The following is a 22,710-nucleotide window of genomic DNA, read 5'->3' on the forward strand; positions in this document are numbered from 1 at the left end:
CCGGTGCCCGGGACCCCGACGGCGGGGTCCCGGGCGCCGGTCGCCGGTCGGGGGCTCAGCTGCGGGCCCGCTGGGTGACCGCGACGCAGACCAGGACCGCCACCGCCGTCGCCGGGGCCGCCGCCGGCAGGCTCTCGCCGAGCAGCAGCACCGACCACACCAGGGTCAGCAGCGGCTGGGCGAGCTGCAGCTGACTGGCCCTCGGCACGCCGATCTCCGCCATCCCGCGGTACCAGACCACGAAGCCGCCGAACTGCGAGACCGCCGCCGTGTACGCCAGTCCGGCGAGCGCCTGCGCACCGATCCGGACCGGCTCGACGGGCAGCGCGACCGCGCTGATCAGCACGGTCACCGGCAGCGCGGCGACCACCGCCCAGCCGATCACCTGCCAGCCGGGCAGTTCCCGGGAGATCCGGCCGCCCTCCGCGTACCCGGCCGCGCAGACCAGCAGCGCCGCGAACAGGTAGAGGTCGGCGAGGCCGGGCCGGCCGTGGCTCTGCAGCAGGGTGAAGGCGAGCACGGCCGCCGCCCCGGCCAGGGCCGCGCCCCAGAACGTCCGGGACGGCCGGTGGCCGGTGCGCAGCGCGGCGACGGCGGCGGTGGCGAGCGGCAGGACGCCGATGACGACCGCGGAGTGCGCGGTGGACGAGGTCTGCAGGGCGAGCGTGGTGAGCAGCGGGAAGCCGAGCACGCAGCCGGCCGAGACGACCAGCAGGCCGGGCCAGTGGCGCCGTTCGGGCAGCGGCACCCGGGCGGCGGCGAGGCAGAGCGCGGCGAGCAGGCCGGCCAGGGCGCCGCGCAGGCCGGTGGAGCTCCACGGGCCGAAGCCGGTCAGCGCCCAGGCGGTGGCGGGGAAGCTGAAGGAGAAGGAGAGGACGCCGAGTGCGGCGAGGGCGGTGCCGCCGGTCGCCGTGGCGGGGGCGGTCGGGACGCGGCTCGGGGCGGGGCTCCGCGGTGCTATCGCCGCCGACAGGGTAGCGCTATCTTGTGCCTTCATGAACGAACGTAGCAGTGTCACCGAGCTGGCCGACAGCCTTCGCCACGAGGTGGAGCGCTATCCGGAGGGACGAAAGCTGCCGTCCAGCAGGGCCCTGATGGAACGCCACCAGGTGAGCCCGGTGACGGTCTCGCGGGCGATCGCCGTGCTGGCCGCCGAGGGCCTGGTCGTGTCGCGGCCGGGCGCGGGCGTCTTCCGGTCCGCCGCCTTCGCCGCCGCCACCGCACCGGCGACCGCCGCACTGCCGTCGGAGCGGCCCGGCGACCTGTCCTGGCAGGAGGTCGCGCTGAGCGCCGACGCCGGACCGCGCACCCCGGACTCCGACGCCCGGCCGCTGATCAACACGCTGACCCCGCCCGCGCCGGACGTGATCGACCTGTACGGCGGCTACCCGCACGCCTCGCTCCAGCCGGAGCGGCTGCTGGCCGCCGCACTGGCCCGCGCGGCCCGCCGGCCGGGGGCCTGGGGGCGCCCGCCGGTGGAGGGGCTGACCGAGCTGCGGGCCTGGTTCGCCCGGGACATCGGCGGCCCCGGCGGGCCGATCGGCACCGGGGACGTCCTGGTCACGGCCGGCGGGCAGAGCGCGCTGGCGGTCGCCCTGCGCGCGCTGTGCGCGCCGGGCTCGCCCGTCCTGGTCGAGTCGCCGACCTACCCGGGCACCCTGGCGGTCGCCCGGGCCGCGGGGCTGCGGCCGGTGCCCGTCCCGGTGGACGCGGACGGGGTGCGCACCGACCTGCTGGCCGCGGCCTTCGACGCCAGCCGGGCGCGCGTCCTGGTCTGCCAGCCGCTGTTCCAGAACCCGACCGGCGCGGTGCTCTCCCCCGCCCGCCGGGCCGAGGTGCTGCGGATCGCCCGCACCGCGGGGGCGTTCGTGGTCGAGGACGACTTCGCCCGGCGACTGGTGCACGCCGACTCGCCCGCGCTGCCCCGGCCGCTGGCCGCCGACGACCCGGACGGCGCGGTCGTGCACGTCCGCTCGCTGACCAAGGCGACCTCGCCGAGCCTGCGGGTGGGCGCGATCACCGCCCGCGGCCCGGCCCTGGAGCGGCTGCGCGCGACCCAGGTGGTGGACAGCTTCTTCGTGCCCCGGCCGCTCCAGGAGGCGACCCTCGAACTGGTCGCCGACCCCGGCTGGGCCCGCCACCTGCGCACCCTGGGCAGCGAGCTGCGCGACCGGCGGATCGCCGCCACCGCGGCCCTCGCCCGGGAGCTGCCCGCGCTGGCCGTGCCGGGCCGGCCCGGCGGCTACCACCTGTGGCTGCGGCTGCCCGACGGCACCGACGAGGCCGCGCTGGCCGCCGCCGCCCTGCGGCTGGGGGTGGCGGTGACGCCCGGTCGGCCGTACTACGCCGCCGAGCCGCCGGGGCCGCACCTGCGGCTCAGCTATGCGGCGGTGGACAGCGCGGGCCGGGTCGCGGAGGGCGTCCGGCGGCTGCGCCTGGCGTACGAGGGCGGGTGACGGGGCCGGGCCGGCCTGCCGTCCCCGACGACTCAGCCGCGGTGGCCGGCCATCCGCTCCAGGCGGGCGATCCGCTCGGCCATCGGCGGGTGGGTGGAGAAGAGCTTGGCGCCGGCCTCGCCGGGGCGGAACGGGCTGGCGATCATCATGTGGCTGGCCGTCTGCAGCTGCGGCTCCGGCGGCAGCGGGAGCCGCTTCGTCCCGGCGTCCAGCTTGCGCAGGGCGCTCGCCAGGGCGAGCGGGTCCCCGGTGATCCGGGCGCCGTCGGCGTCGGCCTGGTACTCGCGGGAGCGGCTGACCGCCAGCTGGATCAGCGCGGCGGCGATCGGCCCGAGGATCATGATGGCGAGCATCCCGAACAGGCCGGGGCCCTCGTCGTCGTCGCTGCGCCCGAAGGGGATCAGCCAGGCGAAGTTGACCAGGAACATCACCACCGAGGCGAGTGCCCCGGCGACCGAGGAGATCAGGATGTCCCGGTTGTAGACGTGGCTCAGTTCGTGCCCGAGCACGCCGCGCAGCTCGCGCTCGTCCAGCAGTTGCAGGATGCCGTCGGTGCAGCAGACGGCGGCGTTGCGCGGGTTGCGGCCGGTGGCGAAGGCGTTCGGCGCGGGGGTCGGGGAGATGTACAGCCGGGGCATCGGCTGCCGGGCGGAGGTGGAGAGCTCCCGGACGATCCGGTACAGCCCGGGCGCCTCGATCTCGCTGACCGGGCGGGCCCGCATCGCGCGCAGGGCCAGCCGGTCGCTGTTCCAGTACGCGTAGGCGTTGGTGCCGAGGGCGACGACCAGCGCGATCAGCAGGCCCGTGCGGCCGAAGAAGCTGCCGATCACGAGGATCAGCGCCGAAAGGCCGCCGAGCAGTACGGCGGTCCTCAGTCCGTTGTGCCGGCGGTGCACGGCAGGCCCTCCAAAGGTGCGGCGGGGAAGCCCTTTCTGCCTCGTCCCTGTGCCCGATCAACGGGCGGGGACGGCACCCTTGTTCCCTTGTGACCCGCCGCGACTTTCTGTCATGGCCCGTCTGAGCAGCCAGGAAGCGCCGGACGGCCGGTCGGCGGGGCGGCCGCGCCGTCAGAACAGGCGGCCGCCGACCACCTGGAGCACCAGCTGCGGGGCCACCGAGAGCACCACCGCGGCGGAGGCGGTGAGGCCGAGCGTGGCGGCCAGCGGCACCGGCATCCGGAGCACCCGGGCGGCCGCGCCGCCGTCCGCCGCCGGCTCCTGCGGCGCGAACAGCTTCGCCGTCCAGAGCAGGTAGTAGTACAGCGCGACGACCACGTTGGCGGCCATCACCACGGCCAGCCAGCCCAGTCCGGCGTCCACGGCGGCCTGGAAGACCACCACCTTGCCGAACAGGCCGATCACGCCCGGCGGCAGTCCGGCCAGGCAGAGCAGGAAGAAGGCGAGCGCCAGCGCCGTCCAGCGGCTGCGGGCGTACAGGCCGCGGAAGTCCTCGATCCGGCTGCCGTCGGTGCGGCCGACGGCCGCGGCCACCCCGAAGGCGCCCAGGTTGACGACGCCGTAGATCAGCGCGTACGCGGCGGTGGCGCCGAGCGGGTCGGTCGCGGTCGGCGCGTAGCCGGCGGCGGCCAGCGGGACCAGCAGGTACCCGGCCTGGGCGACCGAGGACCAGGCGAGCAGGCGCACCGCGCTGTGGGCGGTGTCGAAGCGCTGGCGCAGCGCGCCCACGTTGCCGGCGGTCATGGTGACCGCGGCGAGCACGGCCAGCACCAGGCCCCAGGTGTGCGCGTACGGGCGGAGGGCGACGGTGGTGACCAGCGCCAGGCCGGAGAGGCCGGCCGCCTTGCCGACCACCGAGAGGTAGCCGGCCACCGGCAGCGGCGCGCCGGTGTAGGTGTCGGGCACCCAGAAGTGGAAGGGGACGGCGGCGACCTTGAAGGCGAAGCCGACCAGGGTGAGCACGGCGCCGGCCTCGGCGAGCGTCCGCAGCTGCTCGGGCGCCCGGTCCAGGCCCTCGGGGATCGCGGCCAGGTGGAGGGTGCCGGTGGCGGCGTACAGGAAGCCGACGCCGAGCAGCATCACGGCGGTCGCGGTGACCGAGGAGACGAAGAACTTCAGTGCGGCCTCGGCGCCCCGGCCGTCCCGGCGCAGGGCGACCAGAGCGAAGGCCGGCAGCGAGGCGACCTCCAGGGCGATCACCAGGGTGGCGAGGTCGCGGGAGGCGGGCAGCAGGGCGGCGCCGGTGGCGCTGGCCAGCAGCAGGAACCAGTACTCGCCGCCGGGCAGCTTCTCCTCGTCGACGGTGTGCACCGAGAGCAGCGCCGCGATCAGCGCGCCGCCGAGCGCGAGCAGCTGGAAGACCAGGGCGAAGTGGTCGGCGACGTAGGAGCAGCCGGTGTTCCCGGTGAGCCCGGCGGTGCCCTGCACGCAGAAGGTGGTCCGCGGCGAGCCGCCGGTGAGCGGGAGGAGCGCCAGGAGGGCGAGGGCGAGTCCGCCGACGGTGAGCCAGCCGAGCAGCTTCTTGCGCCGCTCGGGCAGGAACAGGTCGGTGACCAGCACGCCGATGGCGGCGAGGGCGGCGATCAGCGGGGGCGCGACGGCCACCCAGTCCACGGACTGGATGAGGCTGCCCGGGTCGGCGACGGCGAGGGAGGTCACAGTGGGCTGCCCCGTGGAGTGAGGTCCGAATGCGGATCCGGGCGCTGTGGCGAGCTGCAGGGTGCCGGGCACGGTCAGCCACCTCCGAGGAGGTGCTTGACGGCCGGGTCGGAGAGTCCGAGCAGGAGCGCGGGCCAGAGTCCCGCGAGCAGGGTGAGCGCGGCCAGCGGCGTCCAGCTGACGGCCTCGTACGGGCGCAGGTCGGCGGGGCCGTCCACCGGGGCGGGCTGCTCCGGGTCGCCCATGCAGACGCGCTTGACCACGATCAGCAGGTACGCGGCGGTGAGCAGGGTGCCGAGGCCGGCCAGCACCATGTACGTGACGAAGGCGGGCCGGGAGAGCCCGGCCGCCGGGTCGAACGCGCCGTACATGGCGAGCAGCTCGCCCCAGAAGCCGGCCAGGCCGGGCAGGCCCAGGCTGGCGACGGCGGCGAAGGCGAGCAGCACGCCCAGGCGGGGGGCCCGGCCGTAGAGCGCGGCGCCGGTGCTGCCGGCGAGGGTGTCGAGGTCGGCCGTGCCGTAGCGGTCCTTGAGCGCGCCGACGACGAAGAACAGCAGGCCGGTGATCAGGCCGTGCGCGATGTTGGCGAACAGCGCGCCGTTGACGCCGACCGGGGTGAGCGAGGCGATGCCCAGCAGGACGAAGCCCATGTGGCCGACCGAGGAGTAGGCGATCAGGCGCTTGAGGTCGCCCTTGGCCCCGGAATCGGAGGGCGCGAAGCGGTTCCTCAGAAGGGTGGCGGTGGGCGACGGGTGGGCGAGTGCCAGGCAGGCCAGCGAGCCGTAGACGATGCCGACGGCGGCGAACGCGCCCAGGTACGGGGCGAGCGTCGCGGTGCCGTCCGGGACCACCGGGAGGAGGACGCGGACCAGGCCGTAGGTGCCCATCTTCAGCAGCACGCCGGCGAGCAGCACGGAGCCGACGGTGGGCGCCGCGGTGTGCGCGTCCGGGAGCCAGCTGTGCAGCGGCCAGGCGGGCGCCTTGACCGCCAGCCCGATCATGATCGCCAGCGCGGCGACCACCTGGGTGGTGTGGCTCAGCCCGGTGCCCTGGGCGGCGGCCAGGGCCTGCATGTCGAAGGTGCCCGTCTTGCCGCCGATCAGCAGGAAGCCGAGCAGCATCACGGCGGAGCCGAGCAGCGTGTAGAGGATGAACCGGTTGGCGGCCGGCACCTTCGCCCCGCTCCCCCAGCGGGCGATCAGGAAGTACATCGGGATCAGCACGATCTCGAAGGCCAGGAAGAAGAGCACCAGGTCCAGCACCGCGAAGGTGGCGAGCATGCCGACTTCGAGCAGCAGGAACAGCCCGGCGAAGGCCCTCGCCGAGGGGACGCCCTCGCCGCTCGGCAGGCGGCGCTCCGAGTAGATCGCGCAGAGGAAGGTGAGCAGCGCGGTCAGCACCAGCAGCGGCAGCGAGATGCCGTCCACGCCCAGGTGGAAGCGGACCCCGACGGCCGGGATCCAGGCCACGTCGGTGGTGGCCTGCATCCGGGCGGGCTCGTCGTGGTCGAAGCCGGCCGCGAGCACCAGCGTCAGCAGGAGCACCGCGCCGGTGACGACGGTGCCCAGGCGCAGCGCCCGCCGGTCGGCGGTCGGCCCGTCCGGGCCGAACACCGGTGCCAGGGTGAGTGCCGCACCGAGCAGCGGCAGCGCCAGGAGGGCGATGAGGACTGCGTTCACCGGATGCTCCCAGGGACTGCGCCGGCCGGACGGACGGGGTGGATCGGGGACGAGGAGTGGCGGTCCATCCGGCTACACCGCCACCAGGACGGCCAGCAGGACGACGCCGGCGAGCAGCGCGCTGAGGTACGTCTGCGCGTTGCCGGTCTGCGCGAGCCGGACGGCCCGGCCGAGCAGCTGGGCGCCGACCCCGGTGCCGCGCACGTACGTCTCGACGACCTCGCGGTCGAGGAAGCGGACCAGCTGCGCGGCGCCGGCCACCGGGCGGACGAACAGCGTGCCGTAGAGGCGGTCCAGGCCGAAGCCGTGCCGGGCGGGCCCGAACAGCGGGCCGAGCAGGGCGCGGCCGGGGTCGGCGGCGGCCGCCCCGGGCCGGGCGGTGGCGGAGCGCCAGGCGCCGTACGCCAGCAGCGCACCGACCGCGGCGAGGCCGGTGGCGATCACGGCGGTGGCGGCCGAGGGCCGCAGCGAGCCGCCGTCCAGCAGGGCGGGCAGCCAGTCCGAGCGCAGGCCGGCGACGCCGAAGCCCATGGTCGGGACGGCCAGCACCCAGAGCGGCCAGCGCATTGCGGGCGGCTCGGCGCTGGCCGGGTCGGCCTCGTCCACCTCGGGCGAGTACGGCGCGTCCGGCTCGGGTCCGGTCGGGGCGGTGGCCCCGGCGGCGGAGGCGGCCGGCGCGGCGGCGGAGGCCGGGCTGTGGAAGGCGACCAGGAACAGCCGTGCGGCGTAGGCCGCGGTGAGCAGCGCGGTGAACCCGGCGGCGACCAGCACGATCCAGCCGGCCGCCTGAGGTACCGCGGAGGCCGGCCCGACCCCGTTGGTGAGCGCCTCGCCGGTGGCCGCGTGCTCGGCGGCGGTGAGCACCGCCTCCTTGCTGAAGAAGCCGGAGAAGGGCGGCAGGCCGATCAGGGCGACCAGCGCGATGCCCATCGTCCAGTAGGCGTCGGGGACCTTCTTGCGCAGCCCCGGGATGCGGGACATCGCGGAGATCGAGTTGGTGTGCGCGGCGTGGATCACCACGCCGGCCGCGAGGAAGAGCAGGGCCTTGAAGGCGCCGTGGCTGACCAGGTGGAAGACCGAGGCCTCGCGGTCGCCGGAGGCGAGGGCGCCGGCCATGTAGCCGAGCTGGCCGACGGTGGAGTAGGCGAGCACCCGCTTGAGGTCGTCCTGGGCGAGCGCGCAGAGCGCCGAGCCGATCATGGTGACGGCGGCCATCACGGCGAGGACCACCAGGGCCGCGCCGGACTGCAGGAAGACCGGCAGCAGCCGGGCGACCAGGTAGATGCCCGCCGCGACCATGGTGGCCGCGTGGATGAGGGCGGAGACCGGCGTCGGGCCGGCCATCGCGTCGGGGAGCCAGGTGTGCAGCGGGAACTGCGCGCTCTTGCCGGCCACGCCGGCGAGCAGCAGCAGCGCGGTCAGCGTCGGGTGGTCGAGCCGGCCCTCGGTGGCGGCGTCCAGGACGTCGCCGATCCCGAAGCTGCCCGCGTCCGCGCCCAGCAGGAAGATGCCGAACAGGAACGGCACGTCGCCGAGCTTGGTGACCAGGAACGCCTTGAGCGAGGCCGAGCGGGCGTCGGCGGTCTCCCAGTGGTGGCCGATCAGGAAGTACGAGCAGATGCCCATGACCTCCCAGCCGACCAGCAGCACGATCAGGTCGCCCGAGTAGACGACCAGGAACATCGCCGCCGTGAAGAGCGAGACCAGGGCCGCGTACGACGGGTAACGCGGGTCGTCCTTGAGGTACGCGGTCGAGTAGACCTGCACGCAGGTGGCGACCAGGCCGACCAGGACGGAGATCAGCGAGCTGTAGCCGTCCAGGTGGAGGGAGAGCGAGATCTCCGGGCCGCCGGTCGGCATGAGCCGGGTGGAGGCGTCCAGGGCCTGGCCGGTGCCGAGCTGCAGCGCGACGACCAGGGCGAGCACGGCCGAGACGGCGACCGGCACGATCGCCAGCGGCCGGGTCAGTCCGGGCGCCTTCCGGCCGACCGCCAGGGTGGCGGCGGCGCCGAGCGCGGGCAGGACGGGGACGAGGACGGGCAGGGCGAGGTTCATGCGGCGGCCTGGCCCTTCAGCGCCTCGGCTCCGGCCGGCGCCTCCTCGATGGCTTCGGACGGGTCGCCGAGCGCGGTCGCCCGGTCGATGTCGGCGGTGCCCCGGGCCCGGAAGAGCAGCAGGACGATCGCGAGGCCGAGGCCGATCTCGGCGGCGGCGAGGGTGATGGTGAACAGGGTCAGCGCCTGGCCGGCGTGCAGGGTGTCGCGCAGCCAGGCGTCGAAGGCGACGAGGTTGAGGTTGACGGCGTTGAGCATCAGCTCGACGGACATCAGGACCAGGACGGCGTTGCGCCGGGCGAGCACGCCGTACACGCCGACGCTGAACAGCAGCGCGGCGAGGACGACCGGGTAGGCGAGGTGCATCAGCTCTCCTGCGCGGGGTTCGGCGCGGCAGCGGACGGCGCGGCGGCACCGGGCCCGGGGGCGTCGGACGCGGGGGCGTCGGACGCGGGGGCGTCGGACGCGGCGGCCGGCCCGGCCGGGGCGCCGGGGGCCGGGCGGGGGACGGTCGCGGCGACCGTGCCGTTGGAGCCGACCGGGCGGCCCGCCCGCAGCCGGCCCGCCCGCGGCGCCGGGACGCGCCCCTTCGAACCGCGCGACAGCACGATCGCGCCGACCAGCGCGGCGAGCAGCAGCACCGAGAGCGCCTCGAAGGGCAGCACCCAGTGGCGGAACAGGCTGGCCCCGGTGACCGCGGCCGAGCCGCCGCCCGCACCGAGGTCGATCCAGGAGGTGCGGAAGGCGTCCACCACCAGGGTCACCAGGACCCCGGCGGAGGCCAGCGCCACCACCAGGGCGACCCAGCGGTTGCCCGAGTCGGCGTCCGGCGAGCGGCCGATCGGCGCCTTGGTGAGCATCAGCCCGAACAGCACCAGGACGACCACCGAACCGAGGTAGATCAGCACCTGCACCCAGGCGATGAACTCGGCGGTGAGCAGCAGGAACTCCACGGCGAGCCCGCCGAGCGCGACCACCAGCCAGAGGGCGGCGTGCACCAGCTGCTTGGTGGTCACCGAGACGACCGCCGAGCCGAGCACGGCGATACCGACGAGCAGGAAGACGATCTCGACCCCGGTCGGGGAGAGGAACGAACGGGCGGCCGGCTCCAGCGAGCCGGTCGCGGCGAGCAGGGCGGACGTCACTGCGACTCACCTGCCTCCGGGGCCGGGCCCGCCTCGGGGGCGGTCTGCGCGGCGGCGGCCTCGGCGGCGGCCGCGGCTGCAGCGGCGGCCTTCTCCGCGGCCTTGCGCGCCATGGCGATCTCCTTGGGCTCCTCGGCCGCCGGGTCCAGGGCCGGCGGCGCCGGCACCGTCCACATCCATTCGCGCAGCTTGTCCCGCTCGTGGGTCAGCTCCAGGATGTCGGTCTCCGCGTACTCGAACTCGGGCGACCAGAACAGCGCGTCGAACGGGCACACCTCGATGCAGATCCCGCAGTACATGCAGAGCGAGAAGTCGATGGCGAAGCGGTCCAGCACGTTGCGGGTGCGGGCGCGGGCGTTCGGGTCGGCGGCGGGCAGCGTCTCCTTGTGGGAGTCGATGTAGATGCACCAGTCCGGGCACTCGCGGGCGCAGAGCATGCAGACCGTGCAGTTCTCCTCCAGCAGCCCGATGACCCCGCGCGAACGCGGCGGCAGGGCGGGCTGCACCTCGGGGTACTGCGCGGTGACGGTCTTCTTCGTCATCGTCCGCAGGGTCACGGCGAGGCCCTTGGCCAGGCCGGAGCCGGGGAAGCTCATGCGATCGCCACCTTGATGATGCCGGTGAGGGCGAGCTGGACGAGGGCGAGGGGGACGAGCACCGTCCACGCGAAGCGCATCAGCTGGTCCTCGCGCAGGCGCGGGTAGGTCACCCGGAGCCAGATCACCACGAACGCCAGCGCGAAGGTCTTCAGCAGCGTCCACAGCCAGCCGAGCTCGTCCGGCAGCGGGCCGTGCCAGCCGCCCAGGAAGAGCACCGCGGTCAGCGCGGAGACCACCAGGATGCCGACGTACTCGGAGAGCAGGAAGAACGCGAAGCGCAGGCCGGTGTACTCGGTGTACGCACCGAAGATGATCTCCGAGTCGGCGATCGGCATGTCGAACGGCGGGCGCTGGAGCTCCGCCAGGCCGGCCGTGAAGAACACGAAGGCGCCGATCAGCTGCCACGGGAGCCAGTACCACTCCCAGGCGTCCACGATCCCGGGCAGCGAGAGGGTGCCCGCCGCCATCGCGACCGAGGCCGCCGCGAGCACCATCGGCAGCTCGTACGACATCAGCTGCGCGGCCGTACGCAGGCCGCCGAGCAGCGAGAACTTGTTCGCCGACGCCCAGCCGGCCATCAGCTTGCCGATCACGCCGATGCCCATGACGGCCAGCACGAAGAACAGCCCGGCGTCCACGGCCTGGCCGACGAGGCCGTCCGGGCCGACCGGGATCGCCAGCAGCACGAACAGGTACGGCAGCAGCGAGACGGCGGGCGCGAGCTGGAAGATCCGGCGATCGGCCCCGGCGGGGACGATCTCCTCCTTCTGCGCGAACTTCACGCCGTCCGCGACCAGCTGGGCCCAGCCGTGGAAGCCGCCGGCGTACATCGGGCCGAGGCGGCCCTGCATGTGCGCCATGACCTTGTGCTCGGTCTGGCCGATGACCAGCGGGAGGGTGAGGAAGGCGACGAGCGTGGCGACGCAGCGCAGCACCGTGTCGAACAGGTTCACGCGCTGTCTCCGTCCGTGTCCCCGGAGTCCCGACCGCCCTCGGCGGGGGACCCGGGCTCCGGCTTGCTCGCCGACTCGGGCTTCGGCTCGGGCTCCGGCTTCGGCTCCGCCGGGGCGGGCTCCGCCGCGGGGCCGTGGGCGGGCACCGGGTTGTGCCAGGGGGCGTCGGAGGACTGCGTCCGGGCCGGCGCGGTCCGCTCACCGGCGCTCTCGGCAGCCGGTTCGGGCGCGGCAGCCGCCTCGCCCGCGGCGGCCGTCTGGCTCACCGAGCCCTCGCCGACCGAACGCGTGCGCCGCGGCCGGTCCGCCCGCACCGCGGGAGCGCCCTCCGCCGCCGGAGCCGCAGCCCCGGCAGCCGTTTCGCCCGCGGAAGCCGCCTCGCCCGCGGCGGGCGCCTGGCTCACCGAGCCCTCGCCGACCGTACGGGTCCGCCGGGGCCGGTCCGCCCGCACCGGGGCGCCGCCCTCGGCCGCCGCAGCACCGGCCGCAGCACCGGCCGCCCGCGGGGTGCGGGCGGCGCCCGCCGCGCGGGCACCGCGGGCGGGCCGCTCGGCGACCGGCGGGAGGGTGCCCTTGAGCGGGCCCCACTCGTTGGGGTCCGGCACGCCGGGGGGCTGCATCTTGCGCCGGGCCGGCCCGTCGCCGTGGTCGGACTCGCCCGGCTCCTTGGCGCCCGGCCAGGCCTTGGCGACCCGGGCCGCAAGCACGAACTCCTTGCGCAGCGGGTGGCCCTCGAAGCCGTCCGGCAGCAGCAGGGTCGCCAGGTACGGGTGTCCGGGGAAGTCGATGCCGAACATCTCGTGGGTCTCGCGCTCGTGCCAGGCCGCGCCCGCGTACACCGGGACGGCGGTCGGCAGGGCGGCCCCCTCGCGCGGGACGCGGGTGCGCACCACCAGGTGGCGGACGCCGGGAGCGTCCACGGCTGCCAGGTGCGCGGCGACGGAGAAGCCGTCGGCGAGCTCGTCGACGGCGCTCAGCCAGTCGAAGAAGGTGAGGCCGAGGGTGTCCCGGGCGGCGGTCAGCGCCTCGATCCAGTGCTCGGCGGGCACGTCGACGGTGACGGTCCCGTACGCCTCGGCGCCGGTGGCCCACTCCCCCACCGACGCCGCGTACTGCTCGGCCGTGGTCACGAGGCCCCCCCTTCGGTCGCGGCGGGGCCGGTCGGGGCCGGGCCTGCCTGCGCGGGGCCGGTCGCGGCCGGGCCGGCCACCAGCGGGCGGCGCAGTGCGGCGGCGGGCGCGGTGTAGCGGGCGGGCAGCGACTCGGCGGCGATCTTCTCCTGGAGCTTGAGCACGCCCTGGAGCAGCGCCTCGGGCCGGGGCGGGCAGCCGGGCACGTAGACGTCGACGGGGATGATCTGGTCGACGCCCTTGGTGACGGAGTAGGAGTCCCAGTACGGGCCTCCGGAGTTGGAGCAGGCACCGAAGGAGATCACGTACTTCGGCTCGGGCATCTGCTCGTACAGGCGCTTCACGGCCGGGGCCATCTTGTCGGTGACCGTCCCGGAGACGATCATCAGGTCGGCCTGGCGGGGGCCGGGCGCGAACGGGATGACGCCCATCCGGATGAAGTCGTGCTTGGCCATCGACGCGGCGATGAACTCGATCGCGCAGCAGGCGAGGCCGAAGTTGAAGCACCAGAGGCTGTAGCGGCGCCCCCAGTTGAGGACGACCTTGACCGGGTCCGGGGCGAGCCGGGCCAGCGGGCCGATGCCGCGCCGCTCGGCGGCGGCACCGGGGCGCGCCGGGTCCGGGATGCCCAGCGGGACCGGGCCGTCCGAACCGTGCGCGTGGTTGTGCGTCACGTCCATTCCAGAACGCCCTTCTTCCAGGCGTAGAGCAGCCCGACCGCGAGGAAGCCGATGAAGACGAACATCTCGATCAGCGTCGCGGCGCCGTAGCCGGCGGAGGCGAAGACGGTCGCCCACGGGAACAGGTAGATGGCGTCGACCGCGAAGATCACGTAGAGGAAGGCGTACACGTAGTAGCGGATCTGGGTGTGCGCCCAGTCCTCCCCCACCGGGTCGACGCCGCACTCGTAGGCGAGGAGCTTCTCCGGCGAGTACACCACCGGCCGCAGCAGCCGGTTGGCGGTGAACGCCACGGTGAGGAACAGCACGCCGACGACGGCGAGCAGGCCCATCGCGGCGTACGCGTCGAAGTAGCCGCTGCCGACCGCCGGGTCGGCCGCGACCGCAGCTGCCCGCTGCCCCTCCATGCCCTCGCCTCCACATCCGCCGCCCGCCGCCCTGTCGGGCCGGCTCCGCGGCGCTTCTTTACGCAGTCATAACCATCGCCAATGCGGCAGTCTAAGTGCACCGCCACCGTGCCTCCGCACCCCGACCGATCCGCAAGACAACTCGTGGACGGCCCGTCCCGGGCGGGGGTGGGGATAACCCCCGACCGGGAAGACGTATCACCCCCATGGTCCGGCGCGGGGCCCGCCGGGGAAGCTTGGATCACCAGCTCGACCGAGAGGGACGGTAGATCCAGATGAAGTCACTGCACCGCCGCACCGCGGACGCCATCCGGCCGCGGGACGCGAACGGCGAGCGCACCCCGCTGTACGGGGCGCGGATGTGGCACCAGGCCGGGCAGCTGATGCTCAACCTCCCGCTGGGGATCGCGGCCTTCCTCTTCACCGTGACGACGCTCAGCGTCGGCCTCGGGCTGGCGATCACCGTGATCGGCCTGCCGCTGCTGGCGCTGGGGCTGGCGGGCTGCCGGGCCCTGGGCGGGTTCGCCCGCCGCCGGGCGCGCTCCGCGTACGGGGCCGAGCTCCCGGAGCCCGGGCCGGTGCACCGGCCGCGGCCCGGCGTGGCCGGCTACGCGATCGCGCACCTCACCGATTCGCTGAGCTGGCGCTCCGCCCTGTACTGCGTGCTGCTGCTGCCGTGGGGCCTCCTCAGCTTCAGTGTGACGCTGCTGTGCACGGTGGCCGGGTGGCCGGCGCTGCCGTGGGTGGTGGGCTTCCAGGCGGCGGTCGACCGGATGCTGATCGAGGCGCTGCTCAGCCCGGGGGCGCTCTCGGCGCGGGTGCGCGAGCTGGAGGACGACCGGGGGACGGTCGTCGACACCGCCGCCGCCGACCTGCGCCGGATCGAGCGCGACCTGCACGACGGCGCCCAGGCCCGCCTGGTGGCGCTGGCCATGGACCTCGGCCTGGCGAAGGAGAAGCTCACCGAGGACCCGGAGGCGGCGGCCCGGATGGTGGACGACGCGCACGGCGAGGTGAAGCTGGCCCTCCAGGAGCTGCGCGACCTCGCCCGCGGGATCCATCCGGCGGTGCTGACCGACCGCGGGCTGGACGCGGCGCTCTCCGCGGTGGCCGCCCGCTGCACGGTGCCCGGCGGGGTGAAGGTGCAGGTCGAGCTGAAGGGGGACGACGGCGCGGTGCAGCGGCCGGACTCGGCGGTGGAGGGCATCGCCTACTTCACGGTCAGCGAGCTGCTGACCAACGTCTCCAAGCACGCCGGTGCGCGGTCCGCGACGGTGGACGTGTGGCGCTCCGGCGACCAGCTGATGCTGCTGGTCCGGGACGACGGCAAGGGCGGGGCGGCCCCGTACCCGGGCAGTGGGCTGGCCGGGCTGGCCGATCGGATCCGGGCGGTGGACGGCGTGTTCCTGGTGGAGAGCCCGGTCGGCGGGCCGACCACGGTGACCGTCGAGCTGCCCTGGCGCACCCGCGCCGCCCGCCGCTGAGGCACGGCGGGCGGGAGCACAGCGGGCGGGGACGACGGAGCCGGGACCTCGTCAAGGCAGTGACGAGGCCCCGGCCGCCGTCCCCGACGGCCGGCCGCCCGCGCGACCCTTGCGCGGTGGGCGGGCGGACGGCCCGGGGGCTGGGGCCGCCCCGGCCGGGGCCGGGGCGGCTACGGCGTACCGGGAACGGGCAGCCGGCCGCCGCGGACCTTGGGCCCGGTCGGCCGGGGTCCGGCCGGGTGCGGGCGGGTGGGTTCCTTCTTGCGGCTCACCTGGGCTGGCTCCACTTCCTCCGACACACATCGAGTTTGGGCAGCATTTCACCTATATGTCCGATTCACTGGGGCGACTCGCCCGAGCGCGGGGGAGAAACCCGGAGCGCCTAGGATTCGGCCATGACTTGGTTGATTACCGGCGGTGCCGGATACATCGGCGGACACGTGGTGCGCCAGCTGCTCGACGCGGGCGAGCAGGTCGCGGTGCTGGACGACCTCAGCACCGGCGATGCCACCCGCCTGCCGGAGGGGGTCGCCCTGATCGAGGGCTCGATCCTGGACCGGACCGTCCTGGACGCGGCGATCCGCGACCACGGCGTGCAGGGCATCCTGCACTTCGCCGCCAAGAAGCAGGTCGGCGAGTCGGTCGAGCAGCCGTTCTTCTACTACCGGGAGAACGTGATCGGCCTGCAGACCGTACTGGAGGCCGCGGTCGAGGGCGGCGTCACGCGCTTCCTCTTCTCCTCCTCCGCCGCCGTCTACGGCATGCCGGACGTCGACCTGGTCACCGAGTCCACCCCCTGCGCCCCGATGAGCCCGTACGGCGAGACCAAGCTCGCCGGCGAGTGGCTGGTCTCCGCGGTGGGCAAGGCGCACGGCCTGTCGACCGTGTCGCTGCGCTACTTCAACGTGGCCGGCGCCGCCTCGCCGGAGCTGTCCGACGCGGGTGTGTTCAACCTGATCCCGATGGTCTTCGAGCGGCTCACCGCCGGTGAGGCCCCGCGGATCTTCGGCGCCGACTACCCGACGCCCGACGGCACCTGCGTGCGCGACTTCATCCACGTCTCCGACATCGCCTCGGCGCACGTCGCCGCCGCCAAGCGGCTGGCGGCCGACCCGGCCGGCGACACCTCGCTGATCCTCAACATCGGCCGCGGCGAGGGCGTCTCGGTCAAGGAGATGCTGGACGTGATCGGCGAGGTCACCGGCCGCGACGCGACCGGCGAGGTCACCCCGCGCCGCGCCGGCGACCCGGCCCGCGTGGTCGCCTCGGCCGACCTGATCCGCAAGGAGCTGGGCTGGAGCGCCCGGTACGGCGTCCAGGAGATGGTGTCCTCGGCGTGGGAGGGCTGGTGCAGCCGCCACCCGGAGGCCCGCGGCTGACCGGTGCCGGGCAGGCGGAGGGGCGGGTGCCGGTCGGCACCCGCCCCTCCGTCGCTCAGCGCGTCATCCGTCGCTCAGCGCATCACTGGGCCGGCACCGCCGTGCCGTAGAAGGCGTCCAGGGCGTAGACGCAGCGGTCCTTGCTGCCGACGAAGACCCGCCCGCCGACCGCCACCGGGGAGCCGGTGAGCTCGCCCTTGGTGCCGAGCTCCCAGCGCAGCTGACCGGTGGCCAGGTCGAGCGTGTGCAGCGAGTGGTCCCGGCTGCCGAGGTGGACCAGGCCGTCCGCGACCGCGGGCGAGCCGACGATCTCGCCGCGGGCCGTGTAGCGCCAGCGCTCCCGGCCGGTGCCCGCCTCGAAGGCGTACAGCACGTCACCGCTGCCGACCAGCACCATGCCGTCCGCGACGACGACCGGCTCGGCGCCCTGCCGGGTGCCGGTGACGGCGCGCCAGCGGTCCCGGCCGGTGGCCGCGTCCAGGGCGTAGACGGTGCCGAGGTAGTCGGCGACGTAGACCGCGCCGCCGTCCAGCGCGGGCGGGGTGAACAGCACCACCGGCGAGTCGAAGCGCCAGCGCTCGGCGCCGGTGGCCGCGTCCAGCGCGTACACCCGGGTGCCGGCGGTCACGTAGAGCACGCCGCCGCGCTCGGCGGGCCGGGCGGGCACCTCCTCGCCGACCTGGACGGACCAGCGCAGGCCGCCGCCGCGCGGGTCGACGCAGCGCAGCCGCCCGCCGCCGGAGTAGTAGGCGGAGCCGGCCACCAGGGCCGGGCCCGACTGCGGGTTCTCGTAGTCCTGCTGGGCGTCGTCGGCGCGCCACAGCTCGGCGCCGTTCGCGGCGGAGCGCAGCTGCATGCCGCCGCCGCGGATCCCGCAGCAGAGCACGCCGTCGGCGGCGTCCAGCGAGTAGACCCAGCCGTCCAGCGAGTGGCGCCAGCGCTCGGTGCCGTCGGCGACGTCGACGGTGTAGAGGTGCGGGCCGTCGGCGGCGTGCACCCGGCCGGAGTCGACGGCGAGCGCCCAGGCGACGTCCCGGGTCTTGTAGCGCCGCTGGCCGGAGCCGATGTCGAGGGCGTGCACCTCGAAGCTGGAGACGAACAGCGTGCCGTCGGCGACCACCGGGGTGCCCCAGACGTCGTTGGACATCCGGAACCGCCACGGCCGCCAGCGCGGCACCTGCACCGGCGGCGGCGTGGAGCGGCGGACCCAGTCGGTCTCGGCGGGCGCGGCACCGGGCGCGGCCTGTTCGGCGCGCGGCCCCGGCCCTATCCCCACGGTGGCGCCGGCCAGCCGCACCTCGGCGGCGCCCGCCCCGGCGACCGGGGCGCGGTGGCCGCGGGCGGAGATCTTCTCGGTGGCGGCCTCGGTGTCCGGCCCGGGCGGCCGCGGTGCGGCGTGCACCGGCCCGGTGTTCGGCAGCGGGTGGCCGCCGGGGTGCTGGGTGCGCGGGTCGGCCGGGCCGGGGCGCTGCGGCGGCAGCGGGGGCGCCGCGTGCGGGCGGCCCTGCTGGTGGGCGGGCTGCGGCGCGGGCGGGCGCACCGGCGCGGCGTCGGCGGGGGCCTGCGGCGCGGGCTGCGGCGCCACGGGCGGCGGGCTGGGCCGGCGTCCGCGCTTGCGCTCGATCAGCTCCAGCGCGTTGGCCGGCAGCCAGTCGCCGGCCTCGCCGGAGGCGTCGTCCCGGGAGAACAGGTGCGGGGCGAGTTCGGTCTGGATCTGCGCCGGGGTGGGCCGGTGCTCGGGTGCGGGCCGCATGCAGGCCCGGACCAGGTCGGCCAGCTCGGCGGGCAGTCCGGAGAGGTCCGGCTGGTCGCGCAGCAGCTGGAACACCGTCTCGACCGGGTTGGCGCCCCGGTAGGGCGGATGGCCGGTGGCGCAGAAGACCAGCAGCGAGCCGAGCGAGAAGACGTCGCTGGCGCCGGTGACGCCGCGGCTGTCGCGGGCCTGCTCGGGCGACATGTACGCCGGGGTGCCGACGGCGACGTTGGTCATGGTGAGGCGGGTGCTGGAGACTCCGGCGGCGATGCCGAAGTCGATCACCCGCGGGCCGTCCTCGACCACCAGCACGTTGGAGGGCTTGAGGTCGCGGTGGACCAGCCCGGCGGCGTGGATGGACTGCAGTGCCTCGGCGATGCCGGCCACCAGCCAGCGCACCGCGCCCACCGGCAGCGGCCCGCACTCGGCGACCAGGTCCTCCAGGGAGGGCGCCGGGACGTACGCGGTGGCGAGCCACGGCACCCGGGCGTCCGCGTCGGCGTCCACCACCGCGGCGGTGTAGAAGCCGCCGACCGTCTTGGCCGCGGCGATCTCCCGGGCGAAGCGGACCCGGAACAGCTCGTCCTCGGCCAGCTCCCCCCGGACGGTCTTGATGGCCACTCGCCGACCGGACGCGGACCGCGCCAGGTAGACCAGCCCCATCCCACCCGCGCCGAGCCGCCCCAGCACCTCGAAGGGCCCGATCCGCCTCGGATCGTGCGCCGTCAGCTGGTCCACTCCGCTGCCACCTCCCCGTCTTCCGCACCCGCGACGGGGTGCGCCCCAGCGATTGTCCAATGCCGCCGGGCCCATCTCCAACCTCCCCCGCCCCGGCGCGCGGGAGCGCCGGGGCGCCCGGCGTCCGATCAGTGCGACGCGAACGGCCGGATTCTGACGTCAGCTCCGCCGTCGGCTTGCGCACGACACCCCCGGAACCCCTCCACGGCCCGCCCCGGAACCCCCACCGGATCGTCACGCTCCGTCACGCCATCAACCCTCAGCGGACTCGCCGTCACGCTGTGGGGTCAAAAGCACACGGGGGGGCAACAACGGAGTCCGGTGAATATCCGTCCGAACTGGATCCGGCCCCTATACCAACCCCCGGGCGGAGTAATAGTCGCATCACCGAATCGCGCCAAGATCGTGCCGCGGTAAGCTGACGGCATGACAGGACAAGTTCGCACCGTCGACGGTCGCGTCGCCGGGCGACGCGGACAGGAGACGCGGCAGAAGCTGCTCGACTGCCTCCGCGAGATGCTCAGCACGTCGCCCTATCGGGACGTCAAGGTCATCGACGTCGCCCGTATGGCGGGTACCTCCCCCGCGACCTTCTACCAGTACTTCCCGGATGTCGAGGGCGCCGTCCTCGAAATCGCCGAGGAAATGGCCAAGGACGCCGACACCCTCAAAGAGCTGGTGTCCGGCAAATCCTGGGCAGGGAAGTCCGGACCGGCCACTTCGGAAGAACTGGTCGACGGATTCCTTGCCTTCTGGCGCAAGAACGATGCCATTCTGCGAGTGGTCACGCTCGGTGCAGCCGAGGGCGACAAGCGGTTCTTCAAGATCCGCATGACCGTCCTCAACGCGGTCGCCAAGCCGCTCGCGGAGTCCATCAAGGAACTCCAGGCGAAGGGCCAGGCCGACAAGACGCTCGACGCCGCGGCCGTCGCCGGGTCGCTGGTCTCGCTGCTCGCCTCGGCGGCCGAGCACCAGAAGGCCTTCACCTCCTGGGGCGTCAAGGTCAAGGACCTCAAGCCCAACCTCGCTCCCCTGGTGTACCTGGGTGTCACCGGCAAGAAGCCGCCCCGGTAGACCGTCCCTACTCCACCCCATCCGCTCCGCGCGCAGCCCCGGCCTCCTGTCCGGGGACGACGGACGGCGGCCGTGTCCTCGGGGGAGGTCCGCCGACGTACCGCGCCGCGCGCCAGACATGCCGGTGGGCGGGCACCCTTCCCGGGTGTCCCGCCCACCGGCATGTGCGCTTCCGGGGCCGTCCGGACGGCACCGGAGGCCCTTCCCCGGCCTCCGGGCTCCTCAGCGGCCCTCCACGGCCCTCCACGGGCCCTCGCAGCGTTCGGCTGTTCCCCTAGGGGCAGCGCACGACCTGTCCGGCGTACGCCAGGCCGCCGCCGAAGCCGAAGAGCAGCACCGGGTCGCCGGAGTGCAGCTCGCCGCGCTCGACCAGCTTGGAGAAGGCCAGCGGGATGGACGCGGCCGAGGTGTTGCCGGACTCGACCACGTCGCGGGCGACCACCGCGTCCGGGGCGCCCAGCTTGGCGGCGATGGCGTCGATGATCCGCAGGTTGGCCTGGTGCGGCACGAAGCCCTTGAGCTCGGAGGGGTCGATCCCGGCCTGCTCGCAGGTGCGGCGGGCCAGCGGGGCGATCTGCGTCGTGGCCCAGCGGAACACCGACTGGCCCTGCTGGCTGATCACCGGGTCCCAGCCGCGGATCACCACGGCGTCGGACTTCTCGGGCTCGGTGCCCCAGACCACCGGGCCGATGCCCGGCTCCTCGCCCTCCGCCTGGGCCTCGACCACCGCGGCGCCGGCGCCGTCGCCGAAGATCACGCAGGTGGACCGGTCGGTCCAGTCGAGGGTGTCCGACATCCGCTCGGCGCCGATGACCAGGGCGAGCCGCGCCGCACCGGCCCGGATCGCGTGGTCGGCGGTCGCCAGCGCGTAGGAGAAGCCCGAGCAGACGGTGTTGATGTCGTACGCGGCGGGCGAGGGCACGCCGAGCCGGGCGGCGACGGCCGCGGCGGTGTGCGGGCTGCGCTCGACGCCGGTGCATGTGGCGACCACTACGAGGTCGACGTCGGCCGCCGACCGCCCGCTGTTGGCGAGGGCCTTCTGGGCAGCCTCGGCAGCCAGGTCGACGAGGGTCTCACCCTCGGCGATGTGCCTGGCCCGGATTCCCACCCGGCTGCGGATCCACTCGTCGCTGGTGTCCACCAGCGTCGCCAGATCGTCGTTGGTGAGGACCTTGGGGGGCTGGTAGTGGCCGAGTGCCACAATGCGAGAACCGCTCATACTGCCCACTCAACCCGGTTACCCGCTGGTCCGGCGGGTGGGAGCGCTGACAGGATCCACCCCTGGATGCTGTAGGGGGCGAACAACACCCCTTGCGCCGCCGGGATGGTTCGGCTGGTGATCAGGCTGCGAGCGAGGTGGCGTCGCCCATCACGATGACCGGTTTGGCGGCCGGGTCGAGCAGCCGGATCAGCTCGGCCATGTTCGCCTCGGGCACCGAGATGCAGCCGTGGGTGGGGCCGCCGTGGTCGACGTGGAGCCAGATGCCGCCGCCCTTGCGCGAGCCGTTGGGCCGGCGCGCGTCGAGCGGGGAGTTGCCCGCCACCCGGTTGTAGTTGATCGCCACGACGTAGTCGAAGGAGCCGGCCAGCGGCTCGCCGGCGAAGCCCGTCCCGGAGACGACGAACAGCGGGTCCTTGTCGTACGGGAGCTTGCTGCCGGGGTCGGCCTTGCGGCCGCCGGCGTCGGTGAGCGAGAACACACCGATGGGGCTGCGCAGGTCGCCCTCGTTGTGGTCGGTGGTCCAGCCCCGGTAGGCGTTGTGGCCCTGCCAGCTCTCGCCGGCCGTCCAGCGGCCCTCGGGGGTGCGGGTCCACAGGGTGACGGTGGACCGGTTGGCGTTCTTCTCCTGGCCGGAGGCGAGCACCACCTGGGTGGTGTCGGCGGGTATCTTCGCGAGGAAGGCCGGGCCGACGCCCGGTATCGAGGGCACCGAGCCGTCCGCCCGGGCCTCGCCGCGGTCGGCCCGGGGGGCCTCGGTGTGCACGTCGGCGGCGGCCTGCGGGGCGGCGGCGGGGGCGCTCGGCTGCGCGTCCGGGGCGGCGACCGGGTCCGGGCCGGGGCCGTCGGCGGTGGTGACGCCCGCGCGGTCGCCGTCCTGGCCGACGGCGTACCAGCCGGCGGTGGCGGCGAGCAGCAGCGCGGTGCCGGCGGTGACGGCCTTGCCGTGGCGCTTCTTCTTGGGCTTGCGGCGGTGGCCGCGGGCCCGGCCCTCCAGGGGGACGGCCGCGGCGGCCTCGGCGGAGGCCGCGAGGACCACCGGGTCCGGCTCCGGCCGGTGCGCACCGAAGGGGTCGTCGTAGGCGTCCCAGCCCTCCTGGGCCCAGTCGCCGCGGTCCTGGTACCCGGCCTGCTGCGGCACGCCGAAGGGCTGCCGGTCCGGGTACACCGACTGCTCGTGGAGGTCGTACGGGGCCTGCTGCGCGTCGTACCCGGCGCCGTACCCGGTGTCGTACACCGAGCCGCAGGGGGCCTCGTGCACCGGCCCGCCGCCCTCGGGCATCGGCTCGTACATCGGATCGTACGAGGGGTACGCGCTGGCGCCATGGGTACCGGACATGCGGCC

General features: G+C 74.8%; 19 protein-coding genes. 4 read left to right on the top strand and 15 right to left on the bottom strand.

Annotated features, from left to right (window positions below; genetic code table 11):
• Positions 1–55: 55 nt before the first annotated feature.
• Positions 56–997 (bottom strand): DMT family transporter, encoded by a 942-nt coding sequence (locus ACWGB8_RS19425; RefSeq protein ID WP_452214739.1) that lies wholly within the window; start codon positions 995–997, stop codon positions 56–58.
• Here ACWGB8_RS19425 and ACWGB8_RS19430 point away from each other — a divergent pair.
• The gene (locus ACWGB8_RS19430) at positions 996–2,456 is read left to right on the top strand and encodes an aminotransferase-like domain-containing protein (RefSeq protein ID WP_452214740.1); all 1,461 of its coding nucleotides are present in this window, start codon (positions 996–998) and stop codon (positions 2,454–2,456) included. The genes ACWGB8_RS19425 and ACWGB8_RS19430 overlap by 2 nt on opposite strands.
• 32 nt (positions 2,457–2,488) lie before the next feature.
• Here the strand turns inward: ACWGB8_RS19430 and htpX are convergent, their stop codons facing one another.
• The 11 genes from htpX to ACWGB8_RS19485 form a co-directional block, all read right to left on the bottom strand.
• Entirely contained in the window at positions 2,489–3,352 is an 864-nt protein-coding gene (gene htpX, locus ACWGB8_RS19435) for a zinc metalloprotease HtpX (RefSeq protein WP_452214741.1), read from the bottom strand.
• 171 nt (positions 3,353–3,523) lie between these two features.
• On the bottom strand, positions 3,524–5,071 hold the full coding sequence (locus ACWGB8_RS19440) for an NADH-quinone oxidoreductase subunit N (protein ID WP_452214742.1): 1,548 nt from the start codon (positions 5,069–5,071) through the stop codon (positions 3,524–3,526).
• 74 nt (positions 5,072–5,145) lie between these two features.
• Positions 5,146–6,750 (bottom strand): complex I subunit 4 family protein, encoded by a 1,605-nt coding sequence (locus ACWGB8_RS19445; protein ID WP_452214743.1) that lies wholly within the window; start codon positions 6,748–6,750, stop codon positions 5,146–5,148.
• 72 nt (positions 6,751–6,822) lie between these two features.
• Positions 6,823–8,805, bottom strand: coding sequence for an NADH-quinone oxidoreductase subunit 5 family protein (locus ACWGB8_RS19450; RefSeq protein WP_452214744.1), 1,983 nt, complete (start codon positions 8,803–8,805; stop codon positions 6,823–6,825).
• Positions 8,802–9,170, bottom strand: a complete 369-nt coding sequence (gene nuoK / locus ACWGB8_RS19455; protein WP_452214745.1) for an NADH-quinone oxidoreductase subunit NuoK — start codon at positions 9,168–9,170, stop codon at positions 8,802–8,804. Before nuoK ends, ACWGB8_RS19450 begins: the two co-directional genes overlap by 4 nt.
• On the bottom strand, positions 9,170–9,949 hold the full coding sequence (locus ACWGB8_RS19460) for an NADH-quinone oxidoreductase subunit J family protein (protein WP_452214746.1): 780 nt from the start codon (positions 9,947–9,949) through the stop codon (positions 9,170–9,172). The genes nuoK and ACWGB8_RS19460 overlap by 1 nt, the downstream gene beginning before the upstream one ends.
• Positions 9,946–10,545, bottom strand: a complete 600-nt coding sequence (locus ACWGB8_RS19465) for a NuoI/complex I 23 kDa subunit family protein (protein ID WP_452214747.1) — start codon at positions 10,543–10,545, stop codon at positions 9,946–9,948. Before ACWGB8_RS19465 ends, ACWGB8_RS19460 begins: the two co-directional genes overlap by 4 nt.
• Complete coding sequence (gene nuoH / locus ACWGB8_RS19470; RefSeq protein WP_452214748.1) at positions 10,542–11,501, bottom strand: NADH-quinone oxidoreductase subunit NuoH; 960 nt, start codon at positions 11,499–11,501, stop codon at positions 10,542–10,544. The genes ACWGB8_RS19465 and nuoH overlap by 4 nt, the downstream gene beginning before the upstream one ends.
• Positions 11,498–12,631 carry an NADH-quinone oxidoreductase subunit C gene (locus tag ACWGB8_RS19475; RefSeq protein ID WP_452214749.1) on the bottom strand — a complete coding sequence of 378 codons (1,134 nt, stop codon included), beginning with the start codon at positions 12,629–12,631 and terminating at the stop codon, positions 11,498–11,500. The genes nuoH and ACWGB8_RS19475 overlap by 4 nt, the downstream gene beginning before the upstream one ends.
• Entirely contained in the window at positions 12,628–13,311 is a 684-nt protein-coding gene (locus ACWGB8_RS19480) for an NADH-quinone oxidoreductase subunit B (protein ID WP_452214750.1), read from the bottom strand. Before ACWGB8_RS19480 ends, ACWGB8_RS19475 begins: the two co-directional genes overlap by 4 nt.
• On the bottom strand, positions 13,302–13,718 hold the full coding sequence (locus tag ACWGB8_RS19485) for an NADH-quinone oxidoreductase subunit A (protein ID WP_452214751.1): 417 nt from the start codon (positions 13,716–13,718) through the stop codon (positions 13,302–13,304). The genes ACWGB8_RS19480 and ACWGB8_RS19485 overlap by 10 nt, the downstream gene beginning before the upstream one ends.
• A 275-nt stretch (positions 13,719–13,993) precedes the next feature.
• Between ACWGB8_RS19485 and ACWGB8_RS19490 the strand changes: the two genes are divergently transcribed.
• Positions 13,994–15,202 (top strand): sensor histidine kinase, encoded by a 1,209-nt coding sequence (locus ACWGB8_RS19490; RefSeq protein ID WP_452214752.1) that lies wholly within the window; start codon positions 13,994–13,996, stop codon positions 15,200–15,202.
• A 395-nt stretch (positions 15,203–15,597) separates the two neighbouring features.
• Positions 15,598–16,581, top strand: a complete 984-nt coding sequence (gene galE / locus ACWGB8_RS19495; protein WP_452214753.1) for a UDP-glucose 4-epimerase GalE — start codon at positions 15,598–15,600, stop codon at positions 16,579–16,581.
• Between the two features lie 82 nt (positions 16,582–16,663).
• On the opposite strand, the gene ACWGB8_RS19500 is transcribed toward galE, so the two are convergent.
• Complete coding sequence (locus tag ACWGB8_RS19500) at positions 16,664–19,072, bottom strand: outer membrane protein assembly factor BamB family protein (protein ID WP_452214754.1); 2,409 nt, start codon at positions 19,070–19,072, stop codon at positions 16,664–16,666.
• A gap of 426 nt (positions 19,073–19,498) precedes the next feature.
• On the opposite strand from ACWGB8_RS19500, the gene ACWGB8_RS19505 reads away from it, so the two are divergent.
• Complete coding sequence (locus tag ACWGB8_RS19505) at positions 19,499–20,146, top strand: TetR family transcriptional regulator (RefSeq protein ID WP_452214755.1); 648 nt, start codon at positions 19,499–19,501, stop codon at positions 20,144–20,146.
• Positions 20,147–20,420: 274 nt separating this feature from the next.
• Here ACWGB8_RS19505 and ACWGB8_RS19510 read toward each other — a convergent pair whose 3' ends face one another.
• The gene (locus ACWGB8_RS19510) at positions 20,421–21,365 is read right to left on the bottom strand and encodes a beta-ketoacyl-ACP synthase III (RefSeq protein ID WP_452214756.1); all 945 of its coding nucleotides are present in this window, start codon (positions 21,363–21,365) and stop codon (positions 20,421–20,423) included.
• 121 nt (positions 21,366–21,486) lie between these two features.
• Positions 21,487–22,704, bottom strand: a complete 1,218-nt coding sequence (locus ACWGB8_RS19515) for a L,D-transpeptidase family protein (RefSeq protein ID WP_452214757.1) — start codon at positions 22,702–22,704, stop codon at positions 21,487–21,489.
• Between the last annotated feature and the right edge of the window lie 6 nt (positions 22,705–22,710).

The sequence above is a fragment of the Kitasatospora sp. NPDC054939 genome, assembly GCF_053610105.1.

Coding starts and splice junctions, on each gene's coding strand:
- ACWGB8_RS19430 (WP_452214740.1), top strand. CDS start 996: ATGAACGAACGTAGCAGTGTCACCGAGCTGGCCGACAGCCTTCGCCAC.
- ACWGB8_RS19425 (WP_452214739.1), bottom strand. CDS start 997: ATGAAGGCACAAGATAGCGCTACCCTGTCGGCGGCGATAGCACCGCGG.
- ACWGB8_RS19450 (WP_452214744.1), bottom strand. CDS start 8,805: ATGAACCTCGCCCTGCCCGTCCTCGTCCCCGTCCTGCCCGCGCTCGGC.
- nuoK (WP_452214745.1), bottom strand. CDS start 9,170: ATGCACCTCGCCTACCCGGTCGTCCTCGCCGCGCTGCTGTTCAGCGTC.
- ACWGB8_RS19465 (WP_452214747.1), bottom strand. CDS start 10,545: ATGAGCTTCCCCGGCTCCGGCCTGGCCAAGGGCCTCGCCGTGACCCTG.
- ACWGB8_RS19480 (WP_452214750.1), bottom strand. CDS start 13,311: ATGGACGTGACGCACAACCACGCGCACGGTTCGGACGGCCCGGTCCCG.
- ACWGB8_RS19485 (WP_452214751.1), bottom strand. CDS start 13,718: ATGGAGGGGCAGCGGGCAGCTGCGGTCGCGGCCGACCCGGCGGTCGGC.
- ACWGB8_RS19490 (WP_452214752.1), top strand. CDS start 13,994: ATGAAGTCACTGCACCGCCGCACCGCGGACGCCATCCGGCCGCGGGAC.
- galE (WP_452214753.1), top strand. CDS start 15,598: ATGACTTGGTTGATTACCGGCGGTGCCGGATACATCGGCGGACACGTG.
- ACWGB8_RS19505 (WP_452214755.1), top strand. CDS start 19,499: ATGACAGGACAAGTTCGCACCGTCGACGGTCGCGTCGCCGGGCGACGC.
- ACWGB8_RS19510 (WP_452214756.1), bottom strand. CDS start 21,365: ATGAGCGGTTCTCGCATTGTGGCACTCGGCCACTACCAGCCCCCCAAG.
- ACWGB8_RS19515 (WP_452214757.1), bottom strand. CDS start 22,704: ATGTCCGGTACCCATGGCGCCAGCGCGTACCCCTCGTACGATCCGATG.